The organism is Microbacterium sp. W1-4-2 (assembly GCF_058349885.2).
On record NZ_JBYRJC020000003.1, the window covers coordinates 97,459 to 121,391 of the forward strand.

The following is a 23,933-nucleotide window of genomic DNA, read 5'->3' on the forward strand; positions in this document are numbered from 1 at the left end:
TTGGCTGACGGTCTTTAGCACTCACTCAATGCGAGTGCTAATCCATTCTGGCACTCGCCCCTGTCGAGTGCAAGCCGCCCGGAACGGCTACGGCGTGGTCGACGGCGAGGGCGACGCGACGCGATCGGTGCCCAGCACGACGGCCAGCTGCTTCGCCTTGGGGTCGTCCGTCGGCTGGTACTTATCGCTCTGCGCGGTCACCGCGCCGCCGATCACGTCGGCCAGCCCCTTGGCCGCCGCCGCGTCCGCGGGCGCGGCGTAGTAGATCGTGGTGGTCGGGTACGTCGAACCGGCCTCGCCGGGCGAGACCTTGGCCGCGGACCAGCCGGCGTGCACCACGACGTCCTTCTCGCGCGTGGCCACCCCCGGCTGCCCGGTGGCGTTCAGGATCAGCACCGAGTACGACGTGTCGACGACGGGGGTGATCGTGGGGGCGGCCGTCGGCGGCACCGCATCGGGTGCGCCGTGCAGGCGGTCGGTCACGATCAGGGTCCCGAGCACGCCCAGCCCGATGAGCACGACGGTCGCCACGACCGCCCAGGCGAACACGACGCCGCCGCGCAGGTGCGGGTTCTCGGCGCGGTGCGCACCGACCCGATCGGCGTCAGCCGGCACGTCGTCGAAGCTGTCGTGCGGAAAGCTCTCGGTCGGCACCACTGCATGCTACCCGTCGGCGTTCAGTGCATGCTGCCGACGTGCGGCATGGATCAGGCCACGCCCGAGACGCGGGCGATCCGGGCGCGCTGCCGTTCGTCGCGGCGACGTCGCAGACGGCCGACCAGCAGTGGGTCATACTCCAGTGCGTCGGTCGTGTCGATGAGGCGGCCGAGCAGCTGGTAGTACCGGGCGGGGGCGAGGTCGAGCTCGGCGCGGATCGCTTCTTCCTTCGCGCCGACGTGGCGGGTCCAGCCGGCCTCGAAGTCGAGGATCACGCGGTCGCTGTCGTTCAGAGGCACGTCCCCACGCTAACCCCGCGACGCCACGGCGGCGGGGCGCCACTCCAGATCGTCGCCGATCGGCTGCACGATCGCGCCGAGCGGGTCGACCGCCGCGACGACGGCGCCGTCCAGGGCGAGCGCGAAGGATCCGTTCGGCCACGCTCCAGCGTCGGGGGTGGGATGCCACTGCCCGCGCAGACCGGAGTGCAGGGCCGCGGCATCCATCGTGATCCAACGGCCGGCCGCACGGGCAGCGGCGACGATGCGCTCGCGGGGCTCTCGGGGCACGTGCACGAGCACACCCGGCGTGGTCACGACGAGGGTCGCGCCGGCGGGGGCCTGCGCGGCCAGGTGCGTCAGCGCGTCGGCAGCGTCGGCCGCCACCAGCCGGGGCGGATCGGCGGCCGCGATGTCGAGGGCCGCCTCGATGCGCGCGGCGCGCCCGTGCTCCCCCGGCCACACCAGCCCGGTCAGCCATGCCCGGTCGGCCCCGTCGCGTGCGTCGCGCGGCTGCAGGTCGATGCCGGCGCGCCAGACCACCTCGGGCAGCCGGAGCCCCGGCTGCCACGGTCCGCGCCAGCGTGCGCGCAGCACCACGGAGCTCACGCCGTCGGCCGGATCGAGGGCGTGCACCGCCCGCTCGTCGTCGTACCGGTACGAGTAGCGGTCCGGATACAGGCACAGTCCCGCGCTCGCGCCGACCTCGAGCAGCGCGACCGGACCGTCGATGCGGCTGAGCGCGAGCAGCAGCGCCGCGCACCGCAGCGGCTCGTTGGTCTGCACGCCGCGCTGGCCGCATTCGGCGACCACCGCGTCGGCGTGCGCGGCCAGCCACGCGCTCCACGCGTCCGCGTCGACCAGTCCGCAGCCGAGCATCCGGGCGACGGCGAACACGAGCGGCGGCTGCCGGTGGGCGGGGGCGATCCGCGCGAGCACCGCCGCCGCCCCGACGTCGTCGGCCACGCGCTGCGCCCACTGCGCATACAGCGGCGAGCGTCGCGGAGCTTCGTCACGGGCGAATCGCGCGTAGCGCGCACGTACGGCGTCGACCTCGTCGGGGTCCAGAGCTGCGCGGTCCACGGCATCCATTCTTCCCAACCCGGAACACGCGCGCCGGATGTCGGGTTGAATGGAGACGGAGGACCCGATGACCTACACCGTGAACAAGACCGACGACCAGTGGCGCGACCAGCTGGACCCGCAGCAGTATGCCGTGCTGCGCGAGGCGGCCACGGAGCGCCCGTGGACCGGCGAGCTGCTCGACGAGCACCGCGCCGGCCTGTACACCTGCGCCGCGTGCGGCGCCGAGCTGTTCCGCAGCGGGACGAAGTTCGAGTCGCACTGCGGATGGCCGAGCTTCTACGAGTCGATCCGGCCCGAGGCCGTGCAGCTGCTGGAGGACAAGACGCTGGGTATGGAGCGCACCGAGGTGCGCTGCGCCGCCTGCGGTTCGCACCTGGGGCATGTGTTCCCGGACGGGTTCGGCACCCCCACCGGCGACCGGTACTGCATGAACTCGATCTCACTGTCGTTCAGCCCCGAAGAGGCCGAGTGAGCGCATTCGACGCGGTCCGGGCGCGCCGTTCCTGGTCGAAGGTGACGGATGCCGCGCCCACCCACGACGAACTGCTGCCGCTGGTGGCGGCCGCGGGGCGGGTGGCCGACCACTCCTCGCTGCGACCGTGGCGGCTCATCGAGCTGCGCGGCGCCGATCGTGAGGTGCTCGGCCGCGCCATCAACAAGGCGAACGGCGAGAAGGGCGTCTCGTCCAAGCCGCTGCGGGCCCCGCTGCTGCTCGCGGTGGTGGCCAGCTTCCGCCCGAGCGAGAAGGTGCCGCGCTGGGAGCAGGCCGCCGTGGCCGCCGGCGTCGCCCACACGCTGAGCCTGCTGCTGGACGAGGCCGGCTGGGGCGTGATGTGGCGCACGGGCCACTACACGCGCAGCACGCCGGTCACCAAGGCGCACGACCTGCGCGACAACGAGAAGCTGCTCGGCTGGCTGTACGTGGGCGGCAAGCCCGAGGGGAAGTCCGACGGCAAGCGCAAGGAGCTCGACGCCGAGCGGTTCCTGTCGCCGCTGACCGAGCCCTGATCCCAGCCCTCGAGGCGAGTGCTGCATCCCGCGCCCGTGCACAACGGCGGAGATTTGCGACGACACGCCGGGCGGGATGCCGGGGCCACAGGGTGTTGCGCACAATCCCCGCGGTTGTGCACAGAATCGGCGGTTGACGACCTCAGCGCGCGGCCAGCAGCGCCTGCGCGGCCTCGTTCTTGGCCTTCATGTCGATCCAGGCCTCCTCGGCGGCAACGCGCGCGCCGTCGCCGGCGGCGAGGTCGATGAGATCGAGATCGCGCAGGCCGCTCGCAGCCTGCCCGACCAATTCCCACGCCGTGTGCACGAACGCTGCGAGCTGGGCGAGCTCGGCCAGATCGCGCACGAGTCCGAGCGGGCCGGGTCGCGTGCCCGCGAAGTCGGGCGGCGCGAGTTCGGCGAGGTCGTCGGCCGACGGGTACCGCTCGTCGGCGATCGCGGCCAGTTCGTCGGCGCGCGCGTGCGCGTCGCGCGCGAAGGCGGCGCACGGGTAGGCGACGTCGGCCACCGACGCGTGGGCGGTGCCGACGGCGCGATAGGCCTCCGACAGGATGCGCTCGGCCCGCACCAGCAGGGCCAGATACCGCGGGAACTGCATGATCACACCTGCCCATCGGCCCGCGCCGAGGCGGTGCCCAGCGGTGCGGGTGCGGGGCCGTCGCCGTCGCGCACCTTTTCGAGCCGGACGGCCGCGACCTTGAACTCGGGCTGTTTGGAGACCGGGTCCCAGGCGGTGAGAGTGAGCTCGTTGGCGGCGCTGAGCGGGTCGCTGCCGTAGTGCCAGGGCGCGAACACGACGCCCTCGCGCACGTTCGAGACCCGGGCGGGGGCCTCGATCACGCCACGTCGCGAGGTGACGCGGACGATGTCTCCCTCGCGGATGCCGCGGGCTGCGGCATCCGTCTGCGACACCTCGACCCACATCGACGGCGCCGCGTCCTGCAGCGGCTGTGCGCGCATGGTCTTGGTGCGGGTGTGGAAGTGGTAGACGGTGCGGCCGGTGGTCAGCCGCAGCGGGTACTCGTCGTCGGGTGTCTCGTACGCCGGCTGGTACGGCGCGGTCTTCAGCACCGCCCGGCCGTCGGGATGGTCGGCGAGGTAGGCGGTGCGGCTCACCGGCGTGCCGGTGACGAGGTCGTGCCCGTGCGTCTCGCAGTAATCGGGATGCGTCGCGAACCGCCCGTCGCCGTACAGCCGCTCGGTGCCCTCGGGGGCCGCCACGGTCACCGGCCACTGGATGCCGCCGCGCTCGTGCAGCATGTCGTAGGTCAGCCCGGAGTAGTCGCACGGACGGCCGGCGCTGCACGCCTTCCAGCCCTCGAACGCGTCCTCGGGGGTGTCCCAGGCCGGCAGCGGGCGACCGTCCCGGTCAGCGAGGCCCAGACGGCGGGCGTAGTCGATCCAGATGTCAAGGTCGCTCCGGGCCCCACCGGGCGGGTCGACCGCCTTCTCCTGCAGATGCACGGTGCGGTCCACGTTGGTATAGGTGCCGGTCTTCTCGGCCCACAGCGCCGACGGCAGCACCACATCGGCCAGTCGCGCCGTCTCGGTCAGGTATCCGTCCGAGACCACCACGAAGCACTGCTCCCCCGCCAGGGTCGCGCGGATGCGCCCGAGGTCGGGCATCGACACCGCCGGATTCGTGCCGGCGATCCACAGGAACCCGATCGACCCCTCCTGCGCGTATCGGAACATCGTCATCGCATCCGTCGGCGGCGTCCAGTGCGGGATCACCAGCCGGTCCACGTTCCACAGCGCCGCGAGCTCGTCGACGTGCGCCGGGTTCGACCAGTTGCGGAACCCGGGCAGGGCCGCCCCGCACCCCGCCTCGCGGTTGTTCTCGGCCGACGGCTGCCCGTTCATCTGCAGGACGCCCGCCCCCGGCCGGCCGATCATCCCGCGCAGCAGGTGCAGATTGTTGACCTGACACGAGGCCGCCGTGGCCTGATGCGACTGGTAGAACCCCATCGAACAGGTCGACACGATCCGCTCGCCGGTCGCGAAGATCTCCGCCGCACGCCGGATGTCGGATGCCTCGACCCCGCAGATCTCCGCAGCCCACTCCGGCGTCGCATCCGCGGTCAGCCGCGCCAGCTCGTCGAAGCCGATCGTGTGCGCGTCGACGTAGTCCCGGTCCACCGCCCCGGCCGCGATCAGCTCATGGACCAGCGCGTTCATCAAGGCGAGGTTCGTGCCGTTGCGGATCGGCAGATGCACCGTCGCCCGCTCGGCGACCTTCGTGCGCCGCGGATCCACGCATACCAGCCGTGGCGGGTTCGGCCCGTCCAGCCGATCGAGCATCCGCGCCCACAGCACCGTCTGCGTCTCGGCCACGTTGTGCCCGAACAGGAACAGGGTGTCGCAGTGATCGATGTCGGTGTACGAGCCGGGCTGGCCGTCCGTGCCGAACGACTCCTGGAACGCGGCCGACGCCGTCGCCGTGCACAGGCGCGTGTTCCCGTCCATGTGCGGGGTGCCGATCCCCGCCTTCCCGACCACCGCGAGCGTGTAATACTCCTCGATCATCAGCTGCCCGGACGTGTAGAACCCGTGCGACAGCGGTCCGCGCTCCCGCAGCAGCGCCGCCGACCGCGAGGCGACAGCCGTCATCGCCGTGTCCCAGTCCGTCTCCACCAGCTCGCCGTCGCGGCGGATCAGCGGCGTCGTGAGCCGGTCGTGCTGCTCGCCCCGCCATCCGTACAGCCCCTTCGGGCCGAGCCGCCCGTGGTTCACCCGGTCCTCGGCACGGCCGCGGATGCCCACCATCCGCCCGCCGGCGACAGCCACCTCCACACCGCAGCCGTTGCTGCACAGCAGGCACGCACCGCGCACCCACCGCTCGACATCCGCCTCGGAGACGCCCTCGACCAGATGCTGATCGACCCGCGCCGGCCACGCCTCCCCCGCCGCGAACGGGGTGCGCGCACCCCAGATATCGCTGATCCGATCGACGCTCGTCATGTTCGCCGCCCCTCGTCCGGGGCGTGGTGCCGCAGCCAGGTCGCCGCCGCGCGCTTCCCCGTCTCTGTCTACTCGCGACGCGGACGACGGTCAACGCCTGCGCGCCAGGACGGCCTTGCCATCGGGCACAGTCGTCATCGGGCACAGTCGTCATCGGACATAAGGAGCCGGATTATCATGTCGCCGATGCGACCGCTGCACGACCCCGCGTTCGGCGACCGGCGGACTGCCGGCCGTGCGCCGCGGCGCACGCGTGAGGCGCAGAAGACCGGGGTGCGGCGATGACCGGAGGCACCGTCGCCTTCGCGTTCGTGCTCGGCATGGTCGCGCTGCTCAATCCCTGCGGATTCCCGCTGCTTCCCGTCTATCTCGCCGCTTTCGTGGACGGCGGCCGTACCCGCGGGGTCGCGCGCGTCGGCGCGGGCGTGCGCGCCGGACTCGCGCTCACGGCCGGGTTCATGACGGTGTTCTCGGCCGCCGCGGTCCTCGCGGGCTCGCTCCATGCCGTCATGCTGTCGGTCGCCCCATGGCTGATGATCGTCGTCGCGGTCGCGATCATCGGTCTGGGCGCCCTGGCGGTGGGCGGCCGCTCCGTCTCGCTGCACGCGGCACCGGGTTTCCGGGGCGGCCCCGGCTTCGTGCCGATGGCCGGATTCGGCGTGGCGTATGCGGTGGGCTCGCTCAGCTGCTCGCTGCCCGTCTTCGTCGCGGCGATCAGCGGCGCGCTGGCGACGGGATCGGGCGTGATCACCGCCGCCGTGGTGGTCGCGTACGGGTTGGGCATGGGACTGCTCGCGACGGTGCTCGCCCTGATCGTGTCCTTCACCGGCTCGCTCTCGGTCGGCCGCCTGCGCCGGTTCGCGGCGGCAATGCCGCGTATCGCCGGAGCCGTATGCATCGCGATCGGCGCGTATCTCGTGGGGTACTGGATCGGCCAGATCGGCGGCCCGGACCTCGTCGCACCCGTCACGCGTGCTCTCGACACCGTCCAGGCGCTCCTCGTGACGGCGATCGAGGACGCGTGGCTGCCGATCGGCGCAGGCCTCGCGCTGACCGTGCTCGTCGTGCTGGTCGCGGCGGCCCGCCGGGGCCGCACCGTCGTGGCCCCGGCATCCCCCCACAGCCATCGACGAGAGGACACCTGATGCCGCGCGAGCAGAAGCAGCCGCAGCGCCCCTGGGAGCGGACCTGGGTGCTGTGGGTCTCGTCTGCGGCGCTGCTCGTGGTGGTCGCCGCGCTCATCGTCGTGGGCGTCGGGGGCATTGGCGGCGCCGCGCCGCCGCCGGCGGCGGACGCGCTGCCGGCGGGGATGAACCAGGCGACCGCCGACCTTCTCGGGGTCGCACCCGTCGCCAGCGCACCCGTCGCGGCCCCGCCGTACCGGCTCACGGACCAGGACGGGCACGTCGTCGATTCGTCGGCGCTGAGCGGAAAAGTGGTCGTGCTCACCTTCAACGACGACAAATGCACCGACCTGTGCGCGATGCTCGCGTCGGACATCGTCGCCGCCGACCACGACCTCTCGGCCCCGGCCCGGGCGAGGATCGCGTTCGTCTCGATCAACGCGAACCCGTATTACCCGAAGCCGTCCGATGTGAAGGCGTGGTCGCAGCAACACGGACTGGACGCGCTGCCGAACTGGGAGTACCTGACCGGCACGTCCGCACAGCTGGCGGCCGCCGCCCGCGCGTACGGTGTGCCGATCGAGCGCGATCCGGCCACCCGCACGGTCTCGCACGGCAGCCAGATCTTCGTCATCGGGCCGAAGGGGCGGATCGTCGAGCAGGCCGCGTTCGGCACCGAATCCGCCGACACCGCACCGTTCGCGCACGGGCTCGCGACACTCGCCGACGACGCGCTGCCCACCTCGCAGCGCGGCGATGTCGCGGGCGCGAATCTGGCCGGCGCCATCGCGGGCGGCACGGGCATCGGCGACACCCCGGCCGCGGTGACCGGCCCGGCCCTCGCAGGCACCGCGCAGCTCAGCAGCGCCGACGCGCGGGGACGATACGCGGTCGTCGACTTCTGGTCGTCGACGTGCGCGGCCTGCGCCGTTCAGCTGCAGGGCGACCAGGCAGAGGCGCGCCGCGTCGGCGATGCCGTCGCCTTCCTCGGGGTCGACGTCGGCGACGACGCCGCCGCGGGGCGCGCCGCGACCGCACGCGCACATCTGGCCCTTCCCACCCTGCGCGATCCGCGGGGGCTGCAGGCCGCTCGCTTCCGCGTCAGCGAACTGCCCTACACGATCGTGCTGTCACCGACCGGGAAGGTGCTGCTGCGGCATCCCGGACTGTTCACCGCGGACGAGCTCGACTACGTGCTCCACGGCCTGGACGCATCGCTGCCCGGCGCGCATCCGTGACCGGGTGCCGACGTACGTCGGTCATTCCTCGACGGTGACGGCGCGTGCGACGACATATGCCTGCACGGCCACCCCGACGAGGAAGGTCGTCGTCCCGGCGATACCGGTGAGCAGCCAGGCGAGCGGCACCAGCGGCACGGCCGACACGAGCCAGCACACCCCGGTCGCCAGGAACAGCGTCGCGAGGTTGCCGGTCGCGACCAGATAGGGGTGGGCGATCACGCGGCGCTCCACCGCCGGACGGTTGCCGTGCCGGTGGTGGGCGATCCGGCCCACCACGACGTACGCGCCGCACGCCCCGGCGAGCATCAGCATGACCGACAGCACGTCCGGAAGTCCGTGATGCTCCACCGTCACCATGGTCGTGCACCAGATGAGCAGCGTGTAGGTGTGCGGGATCGCGACGGTCTCGGTGACTTCGTGGATGAGTCGTCCGTAGGGGGTGCGCGGCCGCGAGGAGGTCATGGCCCCCAGCCTGCCACTGCCCGCCGCGCGATCACGCGCGGACCCTGCCTTCAGCACATCGCGCGCAGCACCCGCACGGCATCTTCGACGTGCAGACGCAACCGGGAGGGAACACTCAGCCCACCCCACGCATGGCGTGCTTAGACTCGGCCGTATGGGCACGGTCAGGTTCACTCGCCGTTGGATTCCCGCCATCGTCGCACCGGTGGTGGTGGCCGCCGGCGCCGTGGTCGTTCCGGCGATCGCGAACGCGGCATCGCCGCCGCCGCAGAAGACCGCCGCACAGGTCCTCGACCTGATCGCGACCAGCCACGACGCGCACTACTCCGGCACCGTCCAGCAGTCGTCCGACCTCGGCCTTCCGCAGCTGCCGAGTTCGATGTCTTCTGCCGCTCCCGGCGGATCGAGCGCCGCGAGCCTGCTCGACCTGATCACCGGGTCGCACTCCGCGCAGGTCTACGTCGACGGCCCCTCGCGTCAGCGCGTCCAGGTGCTCGACACGCTCAGCGAGCGCGACGTCGTCCACAACGGTTCGACGGTGTGGACCTACGACGCGCACAAGCGCACCGCGACGCGGTACACGATCGGCGCCGGCGCGAACGCGAAGCCCATGCCGACCACGCCTGCCGACGCCGCCGACCGGCTGATCGCGGCGATCACCCCGACGACGTCGGTGTCGGTCTCGACCTCCACCGATCTCGGTCGCGGCGTGTACGAGTTGCGGCTGGCGCCGAAGACGTCCGCGACACTGGTGGCCGATGCGGTGATCACGGTCGACGCGCAGACCGGCGTGCCGCTGGCCGCCCGCGTCGACGCACGCGGTCAGTCGACGCCCGCCATCGAAGTCGCGTTCTCGTCGATCGATTTCACCAAGCCCGCCGCCGACGTGTTCTCGTTCACACCGCCGAAGGGCACCACGGTCACCGACCACACCGTGCCCGCACCGGGTGAGCACAAGGGCAACGGGGCGCACAAAGGCAACGGGCAGCACAAGGGCAACGCCGATCATCAGCGCGGCCCGAAGGCGTCGCTGCCGAGGCCGACGGTGCTCGGCAGCGGCTGGACCTCGGTGATCGAGGTGCCCGCGCACGGCGCCATGGCGGCGCTCGGCGGCGACGCCGCGCTGCTGGACGAGCTGACCCGGCCGGTCGCCGGGGGCAGGATGCTGCAGACCTCGCTGATCACGGTCTACCTGCGCGGCGACGGCACGGTGTTCGCCGGTGCCGTCCCCTCTTCCGCTCTGCTGTCCGCCGCGAAGTGAGTCCCGCCGACGCCGCGATCGTCACCCGCGGGCTGACGAAACGGTTCCGCGGTCGGCCCGCCGTCGACGGTCTCGACCTCGATGTGCCGCACGGGTCGGTGTTCGGGTTCCTCGGTCCGAACGGCTCGGGCAAGACCACCACGATCCGCATGCTGCTGGGCCTCGCCGCGCCCAGCTCCGGCGACATCCACGTCCTGGGCGGGTCGCTCCCCCAGGCGCTGTCGTCCGTGCTGCCGCGTGTCGGTGCGCTCGTGGAAGGACCCGCGTTCGCCCCGTTCCTCACCGGCGCGGCCAACCTTTCACGCTTCGACGCCGCGAACCCGCGGTCCGCGTCGGCCACGCGCCGTTCCCGCGTGCGCGAGGCGATCGACCGGGTGGGTCTCACGGCGGCCGCGAACAAGCGCGCGGGCGCGTACTCCCTGGGCATGAAGCAGCGGCTGGGACTGGCGGCCGCGCTGCTCGGTCCCCGTGATCTGCTCGTCCTGGACGAGCCGACCAACGGCCTCGACCCGCAGGGCACCCGCGAGGTGCGTTCGCTGATCCGCTCACTCGCCGACGACGGCACGACGGTGTTCCTGTCGAGCCATCTGCTCGGCGAGATCGAGCAGGTGTGCACGCACGTCGCGGTCATGCGCGCGGGGCGTCTGGTCACCAGCGGCACACTCGACGAGCTGCGCGCCGTGTCGGCGCCCCGGGTGCACGTGCGCACTCCGGATGTGGATGCCGCGGCCGCCGCGATGCGGCGCCTGGGCCTCGCCGTGCAGCGGGTGGGGACCGACGAGCTGGATGCCGCGCTCGGCGACGGCGTGCCGATCGAGGCGGTCACCGCCGCGCTGGTGCGCGAGGACGTGCGGGTGCGCGGCATCGCCCTGACCGGAGCCACGCTGGAGGAGCGCTTCGTGGAGCTGACCGGGGAGGGATTCGATGTCGCAGGCTGAGGCATCCATTCCGCACCGTCCGGCAGGCCGTGCACCGACACGCGCCGCAGGTCGCCCGTTCGCCCTGGTCGGGTCGGAGCTTGCGACCCTGTTCCGGCGGCGCCGCACGATCGTGATGCTCGTCGCGCTGGCGCTCGTCCCGGTGCTGATCGGCATCGCCGTCAAGCTCACGAGGGCGGGCTCCGGCGGGCGCGGCCCCGCCTTCCTCGGCGAGATCACCGACAACGGCGTGTTCGTGATCTTCACGGCCCTGACCGTGTCGATCCCGCTGTTCCTGCCGCTCGTGGTCTCGGTCGTCTCGGGCGATGCGATCGCCGGCGAGGCGAACCTCGGGACCCTGCGCTACCTGCTGATCGCCCCGATCGGGCGTGTGCGGCTGCTCGCCGTGAAGCTCTTCTCCTGCTGTGCGTTCATCGCCGCGTCCGTTCTGGCGATCGCGATCGGCGGCACGATCACCGGGGCGGTGCTGTTCCCGATCGGCCCGGTCACCCTGCTGTCGGGGACGACGGTGAGCCTCGCCGACGCGTTCGGCCGGGTGCTGCTGCTGGCCGGCTACGCCGCGCTGTCGCTGCTCGGGCTGTGCGCGATCGGCCTGTTCATCTCGACGCTGACGTCGATGCCGGTCGGGGCGATGGCGGCGACCGTCGTCATCGCCGGCGTCTCGCAGGTGCTCGACCAGCTGCCGCAGTTCGACGCGATCCACGCGTACCTGCCGACGCACTACTGGCTGGGCTTCGCAGATCTGCTGCGCAGCCCGATCCTGTTCGACTCGTTCGGCCAGAACGCGGTGCTGCAGATCGCGTACGCCGTGATCTTCGGGGCGTTCGCGATCACCCGGTTCACGACGAAGGACATCCTGACCTGACGCGCCCGACGCGCGGACGCAGAGCCCCGGCCGCTGAGAGCGAGAGCAGCGGACACCGCCGCGCGTGGCCGAGCGACAGCGCGCGGGTCGTGCGGCGGTGCCCGCCAACTTCCCCAATGAGACCGGGAGATTCGTGTCGTGACGAGGGGATCCTCACCGATCCGTCGACAGCATATACCCGACCGGGACCTGCACCCGACCATGGACCACGCGTTGTGCCGGCTACAGGACTCGAACCTGCAACCCCGTATTACGGAGTCAACTGCCGGACCATGCCGAGATCGGGGTGACCGTGCGTTTCCAGATGCGGTCGGGTCCCGTCTCCTACCCGCGATTCCATCGTTGCATCAGAACGACCACGGCCGATATGCTCCGACCACCCATTGAGGCAGGGGGTAAGACGAGCGACGACTCGCGCGGCTCATGAGACGAAAGCAGGGCGGTGAGACACGTAGCGCTTAGCATCCTGATCGCAGTTGCGGTCAGCAGCGCGCTCTGCGGATGCAGCGGATCGTCCGCCGCCAACCCGCTGTCCCTCGGCGGAGATCCCGGCGCGCTCTGTGTGAGCACGGCACCGAACCAGCCCCATGTCATTGGCGAGGTGGTAACGCCTGGTGCGGACATCGTGATCGACAGGGTCGAACTCACAAGAGCCGACAGCTTGCGCCAGTCCCAACCCGCAGTGGTCATCGAGCTGGCGCACGGGGCGTCGACCATCGGTGCGCTTCCGCTTCCGGAGGTCGAGAAGGACTTCGCCGAGATGTGGGATGCGCGTAAAACAGCACACGGCGCTGCGCTGAGCAAGGGCACCGACTACACGGTTCTGGTGGTTCTTGAGTCGTCCGCTTCAGTCGGGTCGGCCCAGTCGATGAGAATCTTCTACAAGGCGAACGGGCACGACTCCCAGGCAGAGAGCACAACCACCTACACGTTCAAGTCACACTGCTGAAGGCGGTCCCTCATCGCGCGCCGGCCGGGCACGGCGGCGACATGTCCCGAAGACGTCGAGGCCGCATGTCGTGCCGCGGCGCGGCATCCCGGCCCTGTGGCTGACCGCCCAGCATCATCGACATTTCGAATCCTCGCGACCGTCTTGGGCGCGTGGCACGTATCGGTGCGGTAACGATCAGGCGTAGTTCCGCGAAGACTGGGAATGCTTCGACCATGCGAAAATCGCTCGGATTCGTCGCGGGGTTGCTCCTCACAAGCGCTCTGAGCCTGGTCGGCTGCTCTGGGTGGCCGCTCGACCATTCGGAAGGATGCCCGAGCTGGCCATCTTTCGACACACCCGCGGACGCCGTGAAAGCGGCCAGTGCTGTGGTGATCGGACACGTGACGCAACGTGATGGCACGGGCAGATTCAACGACATGGAGGTCAATGCATGGACCGTACAGGTCGAGCAGTGGGCGAAGGGCTCGGGTGGTGACACCATACGCGTCGTGTCGGTGCCAGACGGCTGCCCAGGGCAGGAGCCATATCTCGAAGGTGACCCCTTCGAAGCCGCCATGGCATACGACCTATCGATCGTGTTCCTGTTCTCGAACCCCGACAGTGATGTCTGGTGGTCATTGACGCCCGGGCAGGGCGTCATCCCTGCGACGCCAGATGGCGGTATTCCCAGCACCTGGCCACCCGGCGTGATGGCGAGCCCGCCGGCGACGGCTCCTTCCGGGGAGGCCCGCGTCATGGGAGAAGACCCGAGAGCACACTCTGTACCGGTGGCCGTGGCGGAGCAACCCGCCACCGGCGAGGCAGTCACGCGCGCGCTCCCAGCAAATAGGCTCGCCTCCTCCGGGCGGACCCGATCGGAACCCACATGAATAACAGGGCCCGATGATCCGGCGCGTTCGAGGCCGGGGTCGTGCGCAAGAGTGGAACTACGTGGGACGGTCGGCTCGTGGTGCATCACCCAGACAAGGCCTGGGAGACCGTGTGCAAACCAGTACGCCAACTCCGCGTGCTGCTAGATCGCGACGACGTGCCAGAGGACGACCACAGTCTCCTCGAGATGTTACTTGGGCGCGAAGGTATCGAAGTTGTCCGGTTCAGCGATTACGGACCCGTCTGACACGATGGTGCTCGAGACCGATTCCCTCGGCTCGGCGTTTGGGTGGGTGACACTCGTCGGGCCGGCGGGCACGATCGGTGATCCGTTCGCTGGCCGCGAGGTGCGGATTGCGCGCGAAGAGACGCTTCGTACGCACACGCTGCTAGCTGAGCCTTCGTCCCCGCCTCGATCCGCATGCGCGCACCGGCGCGTTCGGGGACGAATACTCAGTTCCGTGATCGAACGCAAGCGTATCGCTCAGCATGCGTGACGTTCAGCGCCTCCGTCGCTTCGCCGCGAAGTAGACAACGACGATGAGAATCGATGCAACTGCCAACGCGACCCGCACCGGCCAGCCCACGACCGAGACACCGATAGCGTCATTGCACTCGGTCGCGCCATTCACGCAGGAGGCATAGACGACGGTCATGATGCCGATTCTCCGGGATGAGATCGCCCGCGAGTAGTGGAATCAATTGTGCCTCTCGACGGCTCTTCGCGAGTAGCCGCTTCACACAAGAGTGCTCCCGTGTAAAGCTCACCCGTGGTATGAACATGGTTCTCACATGCGTGCTCACCCTGGAAATTCACGCGGTGTCAGATGGAACCCGATGATGTCCAACCTCGCCTCGGCGCCTCCAAATGTACTTTATGACCGATACATTGCGTATCAGTTGAGTGATACACCGGAGGGGCTCATGTGGATTATCTGGCTCGTCGCGCTCGTGCCCGTGCTCCTAGGAGCCGTCACCGCGGCAGTGCTTCGTCTCACCGCGATGCGGCATTCACCGAGGCTGTCGGGTGGCTGCTCGCATTGACCGTCGTCAGCGGGGCGCTACCGACTCTCCTGACCCTCGCCCTCGAGACCACACGAAGCTGGTGGCCGGCCGGGGGGATCGGGTACGACGTCGCAGGGCAGCGCGTGCTGTGGATCCTGCCTCTCGTGTGGGGCATCGTCGGGGTCGCGATCCTCGGCTTCCCGATCGCGCACGGACGCCGCAGCGGAACGGCAGAGGTCGTCCGGCGCACAGTGCTTTCGTTCGTGCCGCGGGGCTGGATCGTCACGGTGCTCGTCATAGCTGCAGTCGTCGTGGCGGTCTCGATCGCGGCGGGCACAGCGTCCCTTTCTGATGAAGATGGCCGCTACGTGCGGTTCTGGGTCGACCTTGGTCCCAGTGCCGTTGCCACGAGGATCTATGGCTGGTACTTCTCGATCCCGGCGATGGTCGTGCTCGCTGTCCTGTTGGTCGTGACGTGGGCGGGGTGGATGCTGGTGGCACGGCCGGCATGGTCGGACGACCACGCACACGACCTCGCGGTGCGCCGACTCCGATGCGGCAATATCGGTCGGGTTGCGACGGGTGCGATCGTGTTCCACCTCGGGTACATCCTCAGCTCGCTTGCTGCGCCGGCGGGCCTGCGCGGGTCGTTCGACGCCGGCGAGTTGGGCACGATTTCATGGGGATCGCCGCTCGCCGCGCTGGGCCCGGCTCTGCACTGGGGCGGTCTGATCGCGTTCGTGGCGGCGTTTGCGCTGTGGCTGACAGTGGTATTCACCGCGATTCCGGCACGGCGCGGGCAGGTGTTGTTGGCCCGATGAAAATCACGATCACACCCGACGGCGGAACACCCGCCGAGCAGGTATATGACCAGCTACAGGGCATGATCAGCACGGGTCAGCTTGCTGCCGACGAGCGGTTACCGTCGGTGCGACAACTGGCGTCGGACCTGGGGGTGGCGCCTGGCACGATCGCCAAGGTCTACCGGCGCCTCGAGGAGGAGGGGCAGGTCGCCACGCGGATCGGCGCCGGCACACGCGTGAGCAGCTCAGCGTCCGCCGTATCGAAGCGTGTGGCCGAAGCCGCACGCTTACTCACACAGGCCGCGCGCGCAGAGGGCCTCGACGTCGAAGACGCCGTGCGCGTCCTGCGTGCGATGTGGTGACGGTGCGCATACTTCGAGCACCACGACTCCAACGCGTTGCCGACCACGCAGGACATCAGCGACGTGGCGACCGAACTGCCGGTTGAATGTTCCGCCGATGCATGGGTTGCTGTGCGGACGTCGAACTCGTGTTCGAGTAACGCTGGTTCCGCGCTACTGTTCCGTCTCTGCCTGAGGCAGATATCTGACGCGGAATCACGTTATCCGCTTCCTCCGTATTCGACTCCCCGGATGCCGACGCCCGATACTCATTGCGGCACGGGCACGTACCTCAGAACGTTTGTTGACCGACGCTCAAAAGCTACGGACTCATAGAGCGTCAGTGCCGGCTCACGCGACGGGCGAGAGGTGAGATCCAGCGTGCGAAGACGCCGACGAACCGTCCCGCGTCGCGGGCGACGAAGAGATCCACGCCCGGGGACTCGATCATTGCGTGCACGCAGTCGGAATCGAAGGTGAACGGTATGCTCACCCGGTGGCACGGTCCGCCGTCATCGATTGATCCGTGCCTAGCGATTGCCACCGGCCCCGCCGACATGATGATCACGCATGAAACGCCGGAGTCAACGCCGGTCTCTGAGGCTCGTGATCTGCCGGCGGCGAGTCCTCACCACTTCCCACCGGAGGCGCTCGCGTACTCCGCCAGGTCTCGGGCGCAAGTCGAACGTGTGTGGCGAGCGGCACGACCCCGGCTACACGTTCACGGGCATCTCCATATCGGCGCGGCAGGCGCGACGCAGGAGGCGCGGCGAGTCATCTCCTTGGGACGGGATCCCCTGTCCTTGCAATGCTGCACACCTGGATCTCTCCACCCTGGATGTCGAGGTCCTTGGCCAGTACCTGGGCGACGCCGTTGCAGAGTTCCGAGCGAGCGGCGTTGTCCCACGCGGCAGCCACGGCTCTGGCCCGTGGATCGGCGTGCAACGCTCCGCGGCGCTGAGCAGGCAGTGTTGGATGACGCCGCACCGTCAGGCACTTCTGGATGCGAATCTCCCAGGTTGGCGTGAGCCTGCGCCGCCGCGCCCTCAACGGTCAGGCAATCGACGACACGGTGCCGGCTACAGGACTCGAACCTGCAACCCCCGTATTACAAGTACGGTGCGCTACCAATTGCGCCAAGCCGGCAGACTGATCAGTCTACCGGGGACGCGGTCACTTGCCCGTCGTCGACGACGGTGCGGGCGAGGATGCCGGCGGTGTGGCCGTGGGGGTCGGCGACTCGGTGCGGTAGTAGGCGTCGCTGGAGAGCGTCAGCACGAACTGCGCGAACTCCTTCGGGTCGTCCAGGGCGCCGGCGTACGGCACGCCGTTGACGATGATCATCGGGGTGCCGGTGAGGGCGACGCCCTTGGTGTCGGGAATCGACTCGACGGCCCGTTCCGTGGCATCCTTCACCCACGAGACGTAGTCCTCGTTCTCGATGCAGTCGCGCACGACCTTCGGGTCCTGCGCGCCCGACGCGATGGCGAGGTCGGCCAGCTGAGCGTCGGTGAAGCCGTCGCCGCCCTGGTCGGGCTGCTTGTTCAGCAGCGCGTTGTTGTAGGCGTAGAACGCGTCCGACGAATGCGTGGCGACGCACGCCGCGGCGCTGGCGGCACGCAGCGAGTACTTGGTGCCGTTCGACTTGGCCGAGAGGATCGCGACGGGGTAATAGCTCAGGGTCGCGGCATCCTGGCTCACCCAGCGTGTGAGCTGCTGCGCGTTGGCGATCTGGAACTGCTTGGCGCCCGGAGCGTAGTAGTCGACGTAGATGCGGATGTCGACCGCGCCCGCCGTCGTCGCGCTCGGCGCGGGCGTCGGGGTGGCGCTCTTGCCGGCCGGTGTGGGCGACCCCGAAGGGGTCGGCGTCGGCGTGGCGTCCACCGACGGGGCGGCAGGGTCCCCGGCGACGCCGTTGACGCTGGTCACGGCGAAGCCGTCGTCGACGACGTTCGACGGCGACAGGTCAGGACGGTTGGTCTGCGACGTCAGGGCCATGGCGACCCCGCCGGCCGCGAGGCCCACAACCGCCACGGCGCCGACGGTCAGCAGCGTGCGCCGCAGTGCACGCGCTCGCTTCTGCTGCGCCTGCACCTGCTGCGCCTTCTCGCGCACCGCTTCGCGCCGGCCGTTCGGCTCGGGAACGTTCGATGGCTCGTCGTTCGACATCGCACCTCTTGACAGACCTCTCACCGGGCTTTCCCCGGTGCGCCGCGTGGGTCCCGCGGACCATCCGATGCTAACGAGGCACCCTGAGAAAAACCCACAGAGCAACGTCTGGCATACTGAGCATGCGCCCGATGAGGGGCGCGCGGGTCGCGAGGTCCGCTTCCATTCACTACGGATCGTCCGGCACGTACCTGCCGGTGAAGGAGAAGAATCGATGGCGTCCGTCACCTTCGACAACGCAACCCGTGTCTACCCGGGCGGCACCCGCCCGGCCGTCGACAAGATCAACCTCGAGGTCGCCGACGGCGAGTTCCTGGTCCTGGTCGGCCCGTCCGGTTGCGGAAAGTCCACCACGCTGCGCATGCTGGCCGGCCTCGAAGAGGTCAACTCGGGCCGCATCCTCATCGGCGACCGCGACGTCACCGACGTCCCGCCGAAGGACCGCGACATCGCGATGGTGTTCCAGAACTACGCGCTCTACCCCCACATGACGGTCGCCGAGAACATGGGCTTCGCCCTGAAGATCGCAGGCGTGAAGAAGGAAGAGCGCGCCGCGCGCGTGCTCGAGGCCGCGAAGCTGCTCGACCTCGAGGAGTACCTCGGCCGCAAGCCGAAGGCCCTGTCGGGCGGTCAGCGTCAGCGTGTCGCCATGGGCCGCGCGATCGTGCGCCAGCCGCAGGTGTTCCTCATGGACGAGCCGCTGTCGAACCTCGACGCCAAGCTGCGCGTGCAGACCCGCACCCAGATCGCGTCGCTGCAGCGGCGCCTGGGCGTCACCACCGTGTACGTCACGCATGACCAGACCGAGGCGCTGACCATGGGCGATCGCATCGCGGTGCTCAAGGACGGCGTCCTGCAGCAGGTCGGCACGCCGCGCGACCTGTACGAGCAGCCGAACAACGTGTTCGTCGCGGGCTTCATCGGCTCGCCGGCCATGAACCTGTTCCCCGTCGACGTCGCCGACGGCGGCGTGCGCTTCGGCAACTCGATCGTGCCGGTCGAGGCGTCCACCCTCTCGAAGGTCAACGGCTCGAACGTCACCATCGGCGTGCGCCCCGAAGACATCCAGCTCGGCTCTGCCGGCAGCCAGGGGCTGTCGGTGACCGTCGACCTGGTCGAAGAGCTCGGTGCCGATGGCTACCTGTACGGCCACTCCGAGATCGAGGGCAAGCGCACCGACGTCGTCGCGCGCGTGGACGGGCGCCGTCACCCCAACGCCGGCGAGACCGTCGTGCTCACCCCCGTGCAGGACCACGTGCACGTGTTCGACATCGAAAGCGGCGAGCGCCTCACCGACAAGGCGATCGCCTCGGCGTAAGAGGCTCAGCACGACGGCGCGGGTTCGGTCTGCCGGACCCGCGCCGTCGTCGTCTGGGGCGCACGCTGCAAGACGCCGGCGGAGAGGGGAAGGATGCCATGGGTGACGCGCTGACCATCACCGCGAGCGCCATCGACCCGGCGCTGCTCGCACTGCCGTGGGCGACGCCGCTGGCGGATTGGACGAGCCGCGACATCGTGTCGCTGCCGAAGGGCATCTCGCGCCACCTCGTGCGGTTCGCGAGCCTGTCGGGCCGCGTGATCGCGGTGAAGGAGACCACCGACGAGATGGCTCGCCGGGAGTACGACATCCTCGGCAACCTCGCGCGCCTGGACGTGCCGTGCGTCGAGCGTGTCGCGGTGATCGGCGGGCGGGCGGATGCCGAGGGTCACCCGCTGCGTGCGGTCCTGGTCACCGCGCACCTGAAGTTCTCGCTCCCCTACCGGGCCCTGTTCACCCAGGTGCTGCGCCCCGACACCGCCTCGCGGCTCGTCGACGCGCTGGCCGTGCTGCTGGTGCGGCTGCACAACGTGGGGTTCTTCTGGGGCGACGTGTCGCTGTCGAACGCGCTGTTCCGCCGCGACGCCGGCGCGTTCGCCGCGTATCTCGTCGACGCCGAGACCGGCGAGCTGCACGAGGGCGGGTTGACGGCCGGCCAGCGCGAGCACGACCTCGACATCGCCCACACGAACATCGCCGGCGAGATCTTGGACCTCGCCGCCGGCGGGCGCCTCGAGGGCGGCATGGACGCCGTCGAGGTCGCCGACGGGATCATCTCGTCGTACCGGTCGCTGTGGGCGACCCTCACCGATGCCGAGACGTTCTCGGCACGCGAGTCGTGGCGCATCACCGAGCGGGTGCAGCGGCTGAACGCGCTCGGCTTCGACATCGACGAGATGACGATCCAGGCCACGCCCGACGGCGCGCGGGTCTCGATCCAGCCCAAGGTCGTCGACGCCGGACACCACCAGCGGCGTCTGCTGCGGCTGACCGGGCTGGACGTCGAGGAGAACCAGGCCCGGCGCCTGCTCAACGACCTCGACGAGTACCGGGCGCGCACCGGTCGGGGCGACGAGGACGAAGAGATGCTCGCGCACGAGTGGCTCACCCGGGTGTTCGAGCCGATCGTGCGGGCCATCCCGTTCGAGCTGCGCGCCAAGCTCGAGCCGGCCGAGGTGTTCCACCAGGTGCTCGAGCACCGCTGGTACATGTCCCAGGCGCGGGGCGCGTCGGTGCCGCTGGCCGAAGTGCTCTCCGACTACATCGACGACGTGCTGCGCCATCGCCGCGACGAGGCCACGTTCATGGGCCCGACCACGTCGACGTTCACGGTGCCGATTCCGCAGGTGGCGGCATCCTCCCCCGACGACGGGGACGAGGATGCCGTGGACTGGCGCGATCTGGTCTGATTCGCCGCGCCGCGACGGCAGAGGCGGACGCGGTCTCAGTACCCGACGGTGAAGCGGGCGCGGCGGTGGGCGCGGTTCTCGACCTCGTCGACGACCGCGATCGCGAAGTCGGCGCCCGAGATGAACGAGGTGCCGTCGGCGGCTTCGACCACCACGTCGCCGCCGCTGCGGTAGGCGCCGGTGCGCTCGCCCGGCACCCACGCGCCGAACTCCTTCGGCGGGTGCACGAGGAACCAGTCGAGGTCGTCGCCGGATGCCTCGAGCAGGGCGAGCGAATCGACGCCGACCTTGGCCTCGTGGGCGTACTGCTCGGGCACGCCCAGGTCGAACAGGCGCGGCCCGCCGGGCGCCGACAGGCTCCCCATCGCGCCGCCCACGACGCCCAGGCGCGTGGAGGTGCCGGAAAGGCGCGTCGCCAACTGCTGCAGCGCGCCGATCACCTCGTCGGTCATGTCGCCGCGCGGCGCGACCGCCGAGACGACGACGTCGGCGCCGTCGAGCGCGTCGGCGATGCCGTCGAGGTCGAGGATCGATCCCTGGACGTAAGCGGCGTCGTCGATCGGCGCCTCGGGTGCGTTGCGCGCGACCGAGACGACGTCGTGACCGCGTGCGACGGCCTCTGCGACGATGTTGCTCCCGGCGTAGCCGGTGCCTCCGATGACGACGATGCGGGCCATGACGTTCCTCTCTGCGCCGCGGGCGCGGCGTCCGAGAAGTGCAACCGCGTCGTCGGCCCGAGGTATTCCGGCGTCTGGCCGCGACGTCACGCGGTCTGCGCTGCGCGCATGGTCGCGATCTGGTACAGCGCGACCGACGTGGCGATGCCGGCGTTCAGCGACTCGGTCGCCTGCGAGATCGGAATCGACACGATCTGGTCACAGGTCTCGGTGACCAGGCGAGACAGGCCCTTGCCCTCGGATCCGCACACGATCACGACCGGGCGGTCGGCGAGTTCGAGCGAGGGCAGCGACACGTCGCCGTCGCCGTCCAGGCCGAGCACGAACACACCCTGCTTCTTGAACTCCTTGAGCGTGGCGGTGAGGTTGGCCGCCAGGGCCACCGGCACGCGGGCCGCCGCGCCCGCGCTCGTCTTCCACGCGGCGGAGTTCACTCCGGCCGAGCGGCGCTGCGGCACGATGACGCCCTGCCCGCCGAACGCGGCGGTCGACCGGATGATCGCGCCGAGGTTGCGCGGATCGGTGACGCCGTCGAGGGCGACCAAGAGCGGCGTGCCGCCGTCGGCGAAGACCTCTTCGAGCAGGTCCTGCGGGTGCGCGTACTCATACGGCGGCACCTTCAGCGCGACGCCCTGGTGCACGCCGTCGAAACCGGCCATGCGGTCCAGCTCGGGGCGGGTGACCTCGAGCATCGGGATCTCGCGATGCGTCGCGATCGACAGCATCTCCTTCACCCGGTCGTCCATCTCCACGCGCTGCGCGATGTACAGCGCGGTCGCGGGGATGCGCGCGCGCAGCGCCTCGAGCACCGAGTTGCGGCCGGTGACCGTCTCGGTGTCGTCGTTCTGCTTCGACCGGCCCTGACGGTTGACGTTCTGCTGCTTCGGCTTCGGCTTGCCGCCGGCGGCGACGTACCGCTCCTGGGCGGCCTTGCGCTTGCCGGCGACGTGCCAGCTGCGGTCCTCGGCCTTCGGCGTCGGGCCCTTGCCCTCGAGCGACTTGCGGCCGTGGCCGCCGGTGCCCTTGGTGGGTCCCTTCTTCTTGCTCTTGCCCGCTCCCGGGCGTCCCGGCTTAGTCATTCTGCACGCTCCAATGTGTCCCGTCGGGACCGTCTTCGAGGGCGATGCCGGCCGCCGCGATCGCGTCGCGGATGCGGTCGGCCGCCGCCCAGTCCTTGTCGGCGCGCGCGACGGCGCGCTGGTCGATCATGGTCCGCACGAGTGCGTCGAGGGCTGCGGCATCCGGCCCCGCTCCCCCGCGCTGCCACCGAGGGTCCAGCGGGTTGATCCCCAGGACCCCGGTCATGAGGATCACCGCGTCGAACGCCGCCTTCGCGGCATCCGGGTCACCGCCGTCCAGCGCGGCGTTGCCCGTGCGCACCGTCTCGTGCAGCACGGCCAGCGCCTGCGGCACGCCCAGATCGTCGTCCATCGCCGCGGCGAACGCCTCGGGCAGCGACGGCCCGTAGACGAACCAGCCGTTCTCGCCGCGCGAGCGCAGCACGCGCTTGAGGAACGTGTGGATGCGATCGAGCGCGGCCTCGGCCTCGTCGAGGGTCTTGCCCGACACGTCGAGGCTCGACCGGTAGTGCGCCGCGGCCAGGGCGTATCGCACGACGAGCGGGTCGCGCTCGGCCAGCAGGTCGTCGGCGAGCACGAAGTTGCCGAGCGACTTCGACATCTTCTGCCCGTCGACCGTGACCAGTCCGTTGTGCACCCAGTACCGGGCGAAACCGTCGCCGGCCGCCGTCGACTGGGCCAGCTCGTTCTCGTGGTGCGGAAAGCGCAGGTCGAGCCCGCCGCCGTGGATGTCGAACTCGGACCCCAGATAGCGTTCCGACATGGCCGAGCACTCGATGTGCCAGCCGGGGCGCCCGTCGCCCCACGGCGATGCCCACACCGCCGACCGCGGCTCATCGGGTTTCGCGCCCTTCCACAGTGCGAAGTCGTGCGGATTGCGCTTGGCCCGGGGGTCGGCGTCGGTCGCCGGCTCCATGGCGTCCAGGCTCTGGTGGGTGAGCCCGCCGTACTCGGGCCAAGAGCGCACGTCGAAGTAGACGTCGCCCGATCCGTCGGGGGCGGGATACGCGCGCCCGCGTTCGATCAGGCGCTCGATGAGCTCGATCATCTGCGGGATGTGCCCGGTCGCGCGCGGCTCGTACGTCGGCGGACGGATGCCGATCGCCGCGTACGCGTCGGTGAAGGCGCGCTCCATCCGGTACGCCAGCGCCCACCACGGTTCGCACTCGGTCGCGTTGGCCAGCACCTTGTCGTCGATGTCGGTGACGTTGCGCACGAGGGTCACACCGGTGAAGCGGTGCTCCAGCCAGCGGGCCAGGATGTCGAAGCTCAGCGCCCCGCGCAGATGCCCGATGTGGGGCCCGGACTGCACGGTGGGGCCGCACACGTAGATCGTGACATTCCGCGGGTCGAGCGGGACGAAGTCGCGCAGCGCCTGGGCGCGCGTGTCGTAGAGGCGGAGAGTCACCCGTCAAGCGTACCGGCGCGC

At 70.1% G+C, this 23,933-nt stretch carries 24 protein-coding genes and 1 tRNA gene; 13 read left to right on the forward strand and 12 right to left on the reverse strand.

Annotation, left to right across the window (positions count from 1 at the left end):
• Window positions 1–87: 87 nt before the first annotated feature.
• Genes AC3RX0_RS13055 through AC3RX0_RS13065 form a run of 3 tightly spaced genes read right to left on the reverse strand, consistent with a single transcriptional unit; the run spans window position 88 to window position 2,027 of the window.
• Window positions 88–654, reverse strand: coding sequence for a LytR C-terminal domain-containing protein (locus tag AC3RX0_RS13055; RefSeq protein ID WP_491506430.1), 567 nt, complete (start codon window positions 652–654; stop codon window positions 88–90).
• Window positions 655–707: 53 nt separating this feature from the next.
• Window positions 708–956, reverse strand: coding sequence for a DUF3263 domain-containing protein (locus AC3RX0_RS13060; RefSeq protein WP_491506431.1), 249 nt, complete (start codon window positions 954–956; stop codon window positions 708–710).
• A 9-nt stretch (window positions 957–965) separates the two neighbouring features.
• A complete protein-coding gene (locus tag AC3RX0_RS13065) occupies window positions 966–2,027 on the reverse strand; it encodes a DUF2332 family protein (protein ID WP_491506432.1) in 1,062 nt (353 codons plus the stop codon).
• A gap of 58 nt (window positions 2,028–2,085) precedes the next feature.
• Here AC3RX0_RS13065 and msrB point away from each other — a divergent pair, with 58 nt between their 5' ends.
• On the forward strand, window positions 2,086–2,493 hold the full coding sequence (gene msrB, locus AC3RX0_RS13070; protein WP_491506433.1) for a peptide-methionine (R)-S-oxide reductase MsrB: 408 nt from the start codon (window positions 2,086–2,088) through the stop codon (window positions 2,491–2,493).
• The gene (locus AC3RX0_RS13075; protein ID WP_491506434.1) at window positions 2,490–3,029 is read left to right on the forward strand and encodes a nitroreductase family protein; all 540 of its coding nucleotides are present in this window, start codon (window positions 2,490–2,492) and stop codon (window positions 3,027–3,029) included. Before msrB ends, AC3RX0_RS13075 begins: the two co-directional genes overlap by 4 nt.
• 142 nt (window positions 3,030–3,171) lie before the next feature.
• Here AC3RX0_RS13075 and AC3RX0_RS13080 read toward each other — a convergent pair whose 3' ends face one another.
• Both AC3RX0_RS13080 and AC3RX0_RS13085 read right to left on the reverse strand, forming a co-directional pair.
• Complete coding sequence (locus AC3RX0_RS13080; RefSeq protein WP_491506435.1) at window positions 3,172–3,627, reverse strand: hypothetical protein; 456 nt, start codon at window positions 3,625–3,627, stop codon at window positions 3,172–3,174.
• Between the two features lie 2 nt (window positions 3,628–3,629).
• Window positions 3,630–5,990, reverse strand: coding sequence for a molybdopterin oxidoreductase family protein (locus tag AC3RX0_RS13085; protein WP_491506436.1), 2,361 nt, complete (start codon window positions 5,988–5,990; stop codon window positions 3,630–3,632).
• 281 nt (window positions 5,991–6,271) lie between these two features.
• Between AC3RX0_RS13085 and AC3RX0_RS13090 the strand changes: the two genes are divergently transcribed.
• Together AC3RX0_RS13090 and AC3RX0_RS13095 are read left to right on the forward strand one after the other, a co-directional pair.
• Window positions 6,272–7,135, forward strand: coding sequence for a cytochrome c biogenesis CcdA family protein (locus AC3RX0_RS13090; RefSeq protein WP_491506437.1), 864 nt, complete (start codon window positions 6,272–6,274; stop codon window positions 7,133–7,135).
• Window positions 7,135–8,352, forward strand: a complete 1,218-nt coding sequence (locus AC3RX0_RS13095) for an SCO family protein (RefSeq protein WP_491506438.1) — start codon at window positions 7,135–7,137, stop codon at window positions 8,350–8,352. Before AC3RX0_RS13090 ends, AC3RX0_RS13095 begins: the two co-directional genes overlap by 1 nt.
• Window positions 8,353–8,373: 21 nt before the next feature.
• On the opposite strand, the gene AC3RX0_RS13100 is transcribed toward AC3RX0_RS13095, so the two are convergent.
• The gene (locus AC3RX0_RS13100; RefSeq protein WP_491506439.1) at window positions 8,374–8,817 is read right to left on the reverse strand and encodes a hypothetical protein; all 444 of its coding nucleotides are present in this window, start codon (window positions 8,815–8,817) and stop codon (window positions 8,374–8,376) included.
• Between the two features lie 154 nt (window positions 8,818–8,971).
• Here AC3RX0_RS13100 and AC3RX0_RS13105 point away from each other — a divergent pair, with 154 nt between their 5' ends.
• The 5 genes from AC3RX0_RS13105 to AC3RX0_RS13125 all read left to right on the forward strand — a co-directional run bounded on the left by AC3RX0_RS13105 (window position 8,972) and on the right by AC3RX0_RS13125 (window position 13,702).
• Window positions 8,972–10,078 carry a LolA family protein gene (locus AC3RX0_RS13105; RefSeq protein ID WP_491506440.1) on the forward strand — a complete coding sequence of 369 codons (1,107 nt, stop codon included), beginning with the start codon at window positions 8,972–8,974 and terminating at the stop codon, window positions 10,076–10,078.
• Entirely contained in the window at window positions 10,075–11,016 is a 942-nt protein-coding gene (locus AC3RX0_RS13110; RefSeq protein WP_491506441.1) for an ABC transporter ATP-binding protein, read from the forward strand. Before AC3RX0_RS13105 ends, AC3RX0_RS13110 begins: the two co-directional genes overlap by 4 nt.
• Window positions 11,003–11,881: an ABC transporter permease gene (locus AC3RX0_RS13115; RefSeq protein WP_491506442.1), complete on the forward strand. Its 879-nt coding sequence runs from the start codon at window positions 11,003–11,005 to the stop codon at window positions 11,879–11,881. Before AC3RX0_RS13110 ends, AC3RX0_RS13115 begins: the two co-directional genes overlap by 14 nt.
• A 442-nt stretch (window positions 11,882–12,323) precedes the next feature.
• The gene (locus tag AC3RX0_RS13120) at window positions 12,324–12,830 is read left to right on the forward strand and encodes a hypothetical protein (RefSeq protein ID WP_491506443.1); all 507 of its coding nucleotides are present in this window, start codon (window positions 12,324–12,326) and stop codon (window positions 12,828–12,830) included.
• Window positions 12,831–13,045: 215 nt separating this feature from the next.
• The gene (locus tag AC3RX0_RS13125; protein WP_491506444.1) at window positions 13,046–13,702 is read left to right on the forward strand and encodes a hypothetical protein; all 657 of its coding nucleotides are present in this window, start codon (window positions 13,046–13,048) and stop codon (window positions 13,700–13,702) included.
• A gap of 501 nt (window positions 13,703–14,203) precedes the next feature.
• Here the strand turns inward: AC3RX0_RS13125 and AC3RX0_RS13130 are convergent.
• Window positions 14,204–14,359 (reverse strand): hypothetical protein, encoded by a 156-nt coding sequence (locus AC3RX0_RS13130; RefSeq protein ID WP_491506445.1) that lies wholly within the window; start codon window positions 14,357–14,359, stop codon window positions 14,204–14,206.
• A 384-nt stretch (window positions 14,360–14,743) separates the two neighbouring features.
• Between AC3RX0_RS13130 and AC3RX0_RS13135 the strand changes: the two genes are divergently transcribed.
• The gene (locus tag AC3RX0_RS13135; protein ID WP_491506446.1) at window positions 14,744–15,529 is read left to right on the forward strand and encodes a hypothetical protein; all 786 of its coding nucleotides are present in this window, start codon (window positions 14,744–14,746) and stop codon (window positions 15,527–15,529) included.
• A complete protein-coding gene (locus AC3RX0_RS13140) occupies window positions 15,526–15,873 on the forward strand; it encodes a GntR family transcriptional regulator (protein ID WP_491506447.1) in 348 nt (115 codons plus the stop codon). Before AC3RX0_RS13135 ends, AC3RX0_RS13140 begins: the two co-directional genes overlap by 4 nt.
• Before the next feature lie 1,052 nt (window positions 15,874–16,925).
• On the opposite strand, the gene AC3RX0_RS13145 is transcribed toward AC3RX0_RS13140, so the two are convergent.
• Window positions 16,926–16,998: transfer RNA gene (locus tag AC3RX0_RS13145), tRNA-Thr, on the reverse strand.
• Window positions 16,999–17,025: 27 nt separating this feature from the next.
• Complete coding sequence (locus AC3RX0_RS13150) at window positions 17,026–18,021, reverse strand: thioredoxin domain-containing protein (protein ID WP_491506448.1); 996 nt, start codon at window positions 18,019–18,021, stop codon at window positions 17,026–17,028.
• A gap of 214 nt (window positions 18,022–18,235) precedes the next feature.
• Here AC3RX0_RS13150 and AC3RX0_RS13155 point away from each other — a divergent pair, with 214 nt between their 5' ends.
• Window positions 18,236–19,339: an ABC transporter ATP-binding protein gene (locus AC3RX0_RS13155; RefSeq protein ID WP_491506449.1), complete on the forward strand. Its 1,104-nt coding sequence runs from the start codon at window positions 18,236–18,238 to the stop codon at window positions 19,337–19,339.
• 98 nt (window positions 19,340–19,437) lie between these two features.
• Window positions 19,438–20,748, forward strand: a complete 1,311-nt coding sequence (locus AC3RX0_RS13160) for a DUF4032 domain-containing protein (protein ID WP_491506450.1) — start codon at window positions 19,438–19,440, stop codon at window positions 20,746–20,748.
• 35 nt (window positions 20,749–20,783) lie between these two features.
• Here AC3RX0_RS13160 and AC3RX0_RS13165 read toward each other — a convergent pair whose 3' ends face one another.
• From AC3RX0_RS13165 to cysS, 3 genes are all read right to left on the reverse strand, one after another.
• On the reverse strand, window positions 20,784–21,425 hold the full coding sequence (locus AC3RX0_RS13165) for an NAD(P)-dependent oxidoreductase (RefSeq protein ID WP_491506451.1): 642 nt from the start codon (window positions 21,423–21,425) through the stop codon (window positions 20,784–20,786).
• 86 nt (window positions 21,426–21,511) lie between these two features.
• Entirely contained in the window at window positions 21,512–22,504 is a 993-nt protein-coding gene (rlmB, locus tag AC3RX0_RS13170) for a 23S rRNA (guanosine(2251)-2'-O)-methyltransferase RlmB (RefSeq protein ID WP_491506452.1), read from the reverse strand.
• Window positions 22,497–23,912 carry a cysteine--tRNA ligase gene (gene cysS, locus AC3RX0_RS13175; protein WP_491506453.1) on the reverse strand — a complete coding sequence of 472 codons (1,416 nt, stop codon included), beginning with the start codon at window positions 23,910–23,912 and terminating at the stop codon, window positions 22,497–22,499. Before cysS ends, rlmB begins: the two co-directional genes overlap by 8 nt.
• Between the last annotated feature and the right edge of the window lie 21 nt (window positions 23,913–23,933).

Excerpts from the sequence above, each read along its gene's own strand:
- AC3RX0_RS13155 (WP_491506449.1), top strand. The coding sequence starts at position 18,236 with ATGGCGTCCGTCACCTTCGACAACGCAACCCGTGTCTACCCGGGCGGC.
- AC3RX0_RS13105 (WP_491506440.1), top strand. The coding sequence starts at position 8,972 with ATGGGCACGGTCAGGTTCACTCGCCGTTGGATTCCCGCCATCGTCGCA.
- AC3RX0_RS13085 (WP_491506436.1), bottom strand. The coding sequence starts at position 5,990 with ATGACGAGCGTCGATCGGATCAGCGATATCTGGGGTGCGCGCACCCCG.
- rlmB (WP_491506452.1), bottom strand. The coding sequence starts at position 22,504 with ATGACTAAGCCGGGACGCCCGGGAGCGGGCAAGAGCAAGAAGAAGGGA.
- AC3RX0_RS13090 (WP_491506437.1), top strand. The coding sequence starts at position 6,272 with ATGACCGGAGGCACCGTCGCCTTCGCGTTCGTGCTCGGCATGGTCGCG.
- AC3RX0_RS13080 (WP_491506435.1), bottom strand. The coding sequence starts at position 3,627 with ATGCAGTTCCCGCGGTATCTGGCCCTGCTGGTGCGGGCCGAGCGCATC.
- AC3RX0_RS13140 (WP_491506447.1), top strand. The coding sequence starts at position 15,526 with ATGAAAATCACGATCACACCCGACGGCGGAACACCCGCCGAGCAGGTA.
- AC3RX0_RS13065 (WP_491506432.1), bottom strand. The coding sequence starts at position 2,027 with ATGGATGCCGTGGACCGCGCAGCTCTGGACCCCGACGAGGTCGACGCC.
- AC3RX0_RS13100 (WP_491506439.1), bottom strand. The coding sequence starts at position 8,817 with ATGACCTCCTCGCGGCCGCGCACCCCCTACGGACGACTCATCCACGAA.
- AC3RX0_RS13095 (WP_491506438.1), top strand. The coding sequence starts at position 7,135 with ATGCCGCGCGAGCAGAAGCAGCCGCAGCGCCCCTGGGAGCGGACCTGG.
- AC3RX0_RS13115 (WP_491506442.1), top strand. The coding sequence starts at position 11,003 with ATGTCGCAGGCTGAGGCATCCATTCCGCACCGTCCGGCAGGCCGTGCA.
- AC3RX0_RS13150 (WP_491506448.1), bottom strand. The coding sequence starts at position 18,021 with ATGTCGAACGACGAGCCATCGAACGTTCCCGAGCCGAACGGCCGGCGC.
- AC3RX0_RS13130 (WP_491506445.1), bottom strand. The coding sequence starts at position 14,359 with ATGACCGTCGTCTATGCCTCCTGCGTGAATGGCGCGACCGAGTGCAAT.
- AC3RX0_RS13160 (WP_491506450.1), top strand. The coding sequence starts at position 19,438 with ATGGGTGACGCGCTGACCATCACCGCGAGCGCCATCGACCCGGCGCTG.
- AC3RX0_RS13165 (WP_491506451.1), bottom strand. The coding sequence starts at position 21,425 with ATGGCCCGCATCGTCGTCATCGGAGGCACCGGCTACGCCGGGAGCAAC.
- AC3RX0_RS13125 (WP_491506444.1), top strand. The coding sequence starts at position 13,046 with ATGCGAAAATCGCTCGGATTCGTCGCGGGGTTGCTCCTCACAAGCGCT.
- msrB (WP_491506433.1), top strand. The coding sequence starts at position 2,086 with ATGACCTACACCGTGAACAAGACCGACGACCAGTGGCGCGACCAGCTG.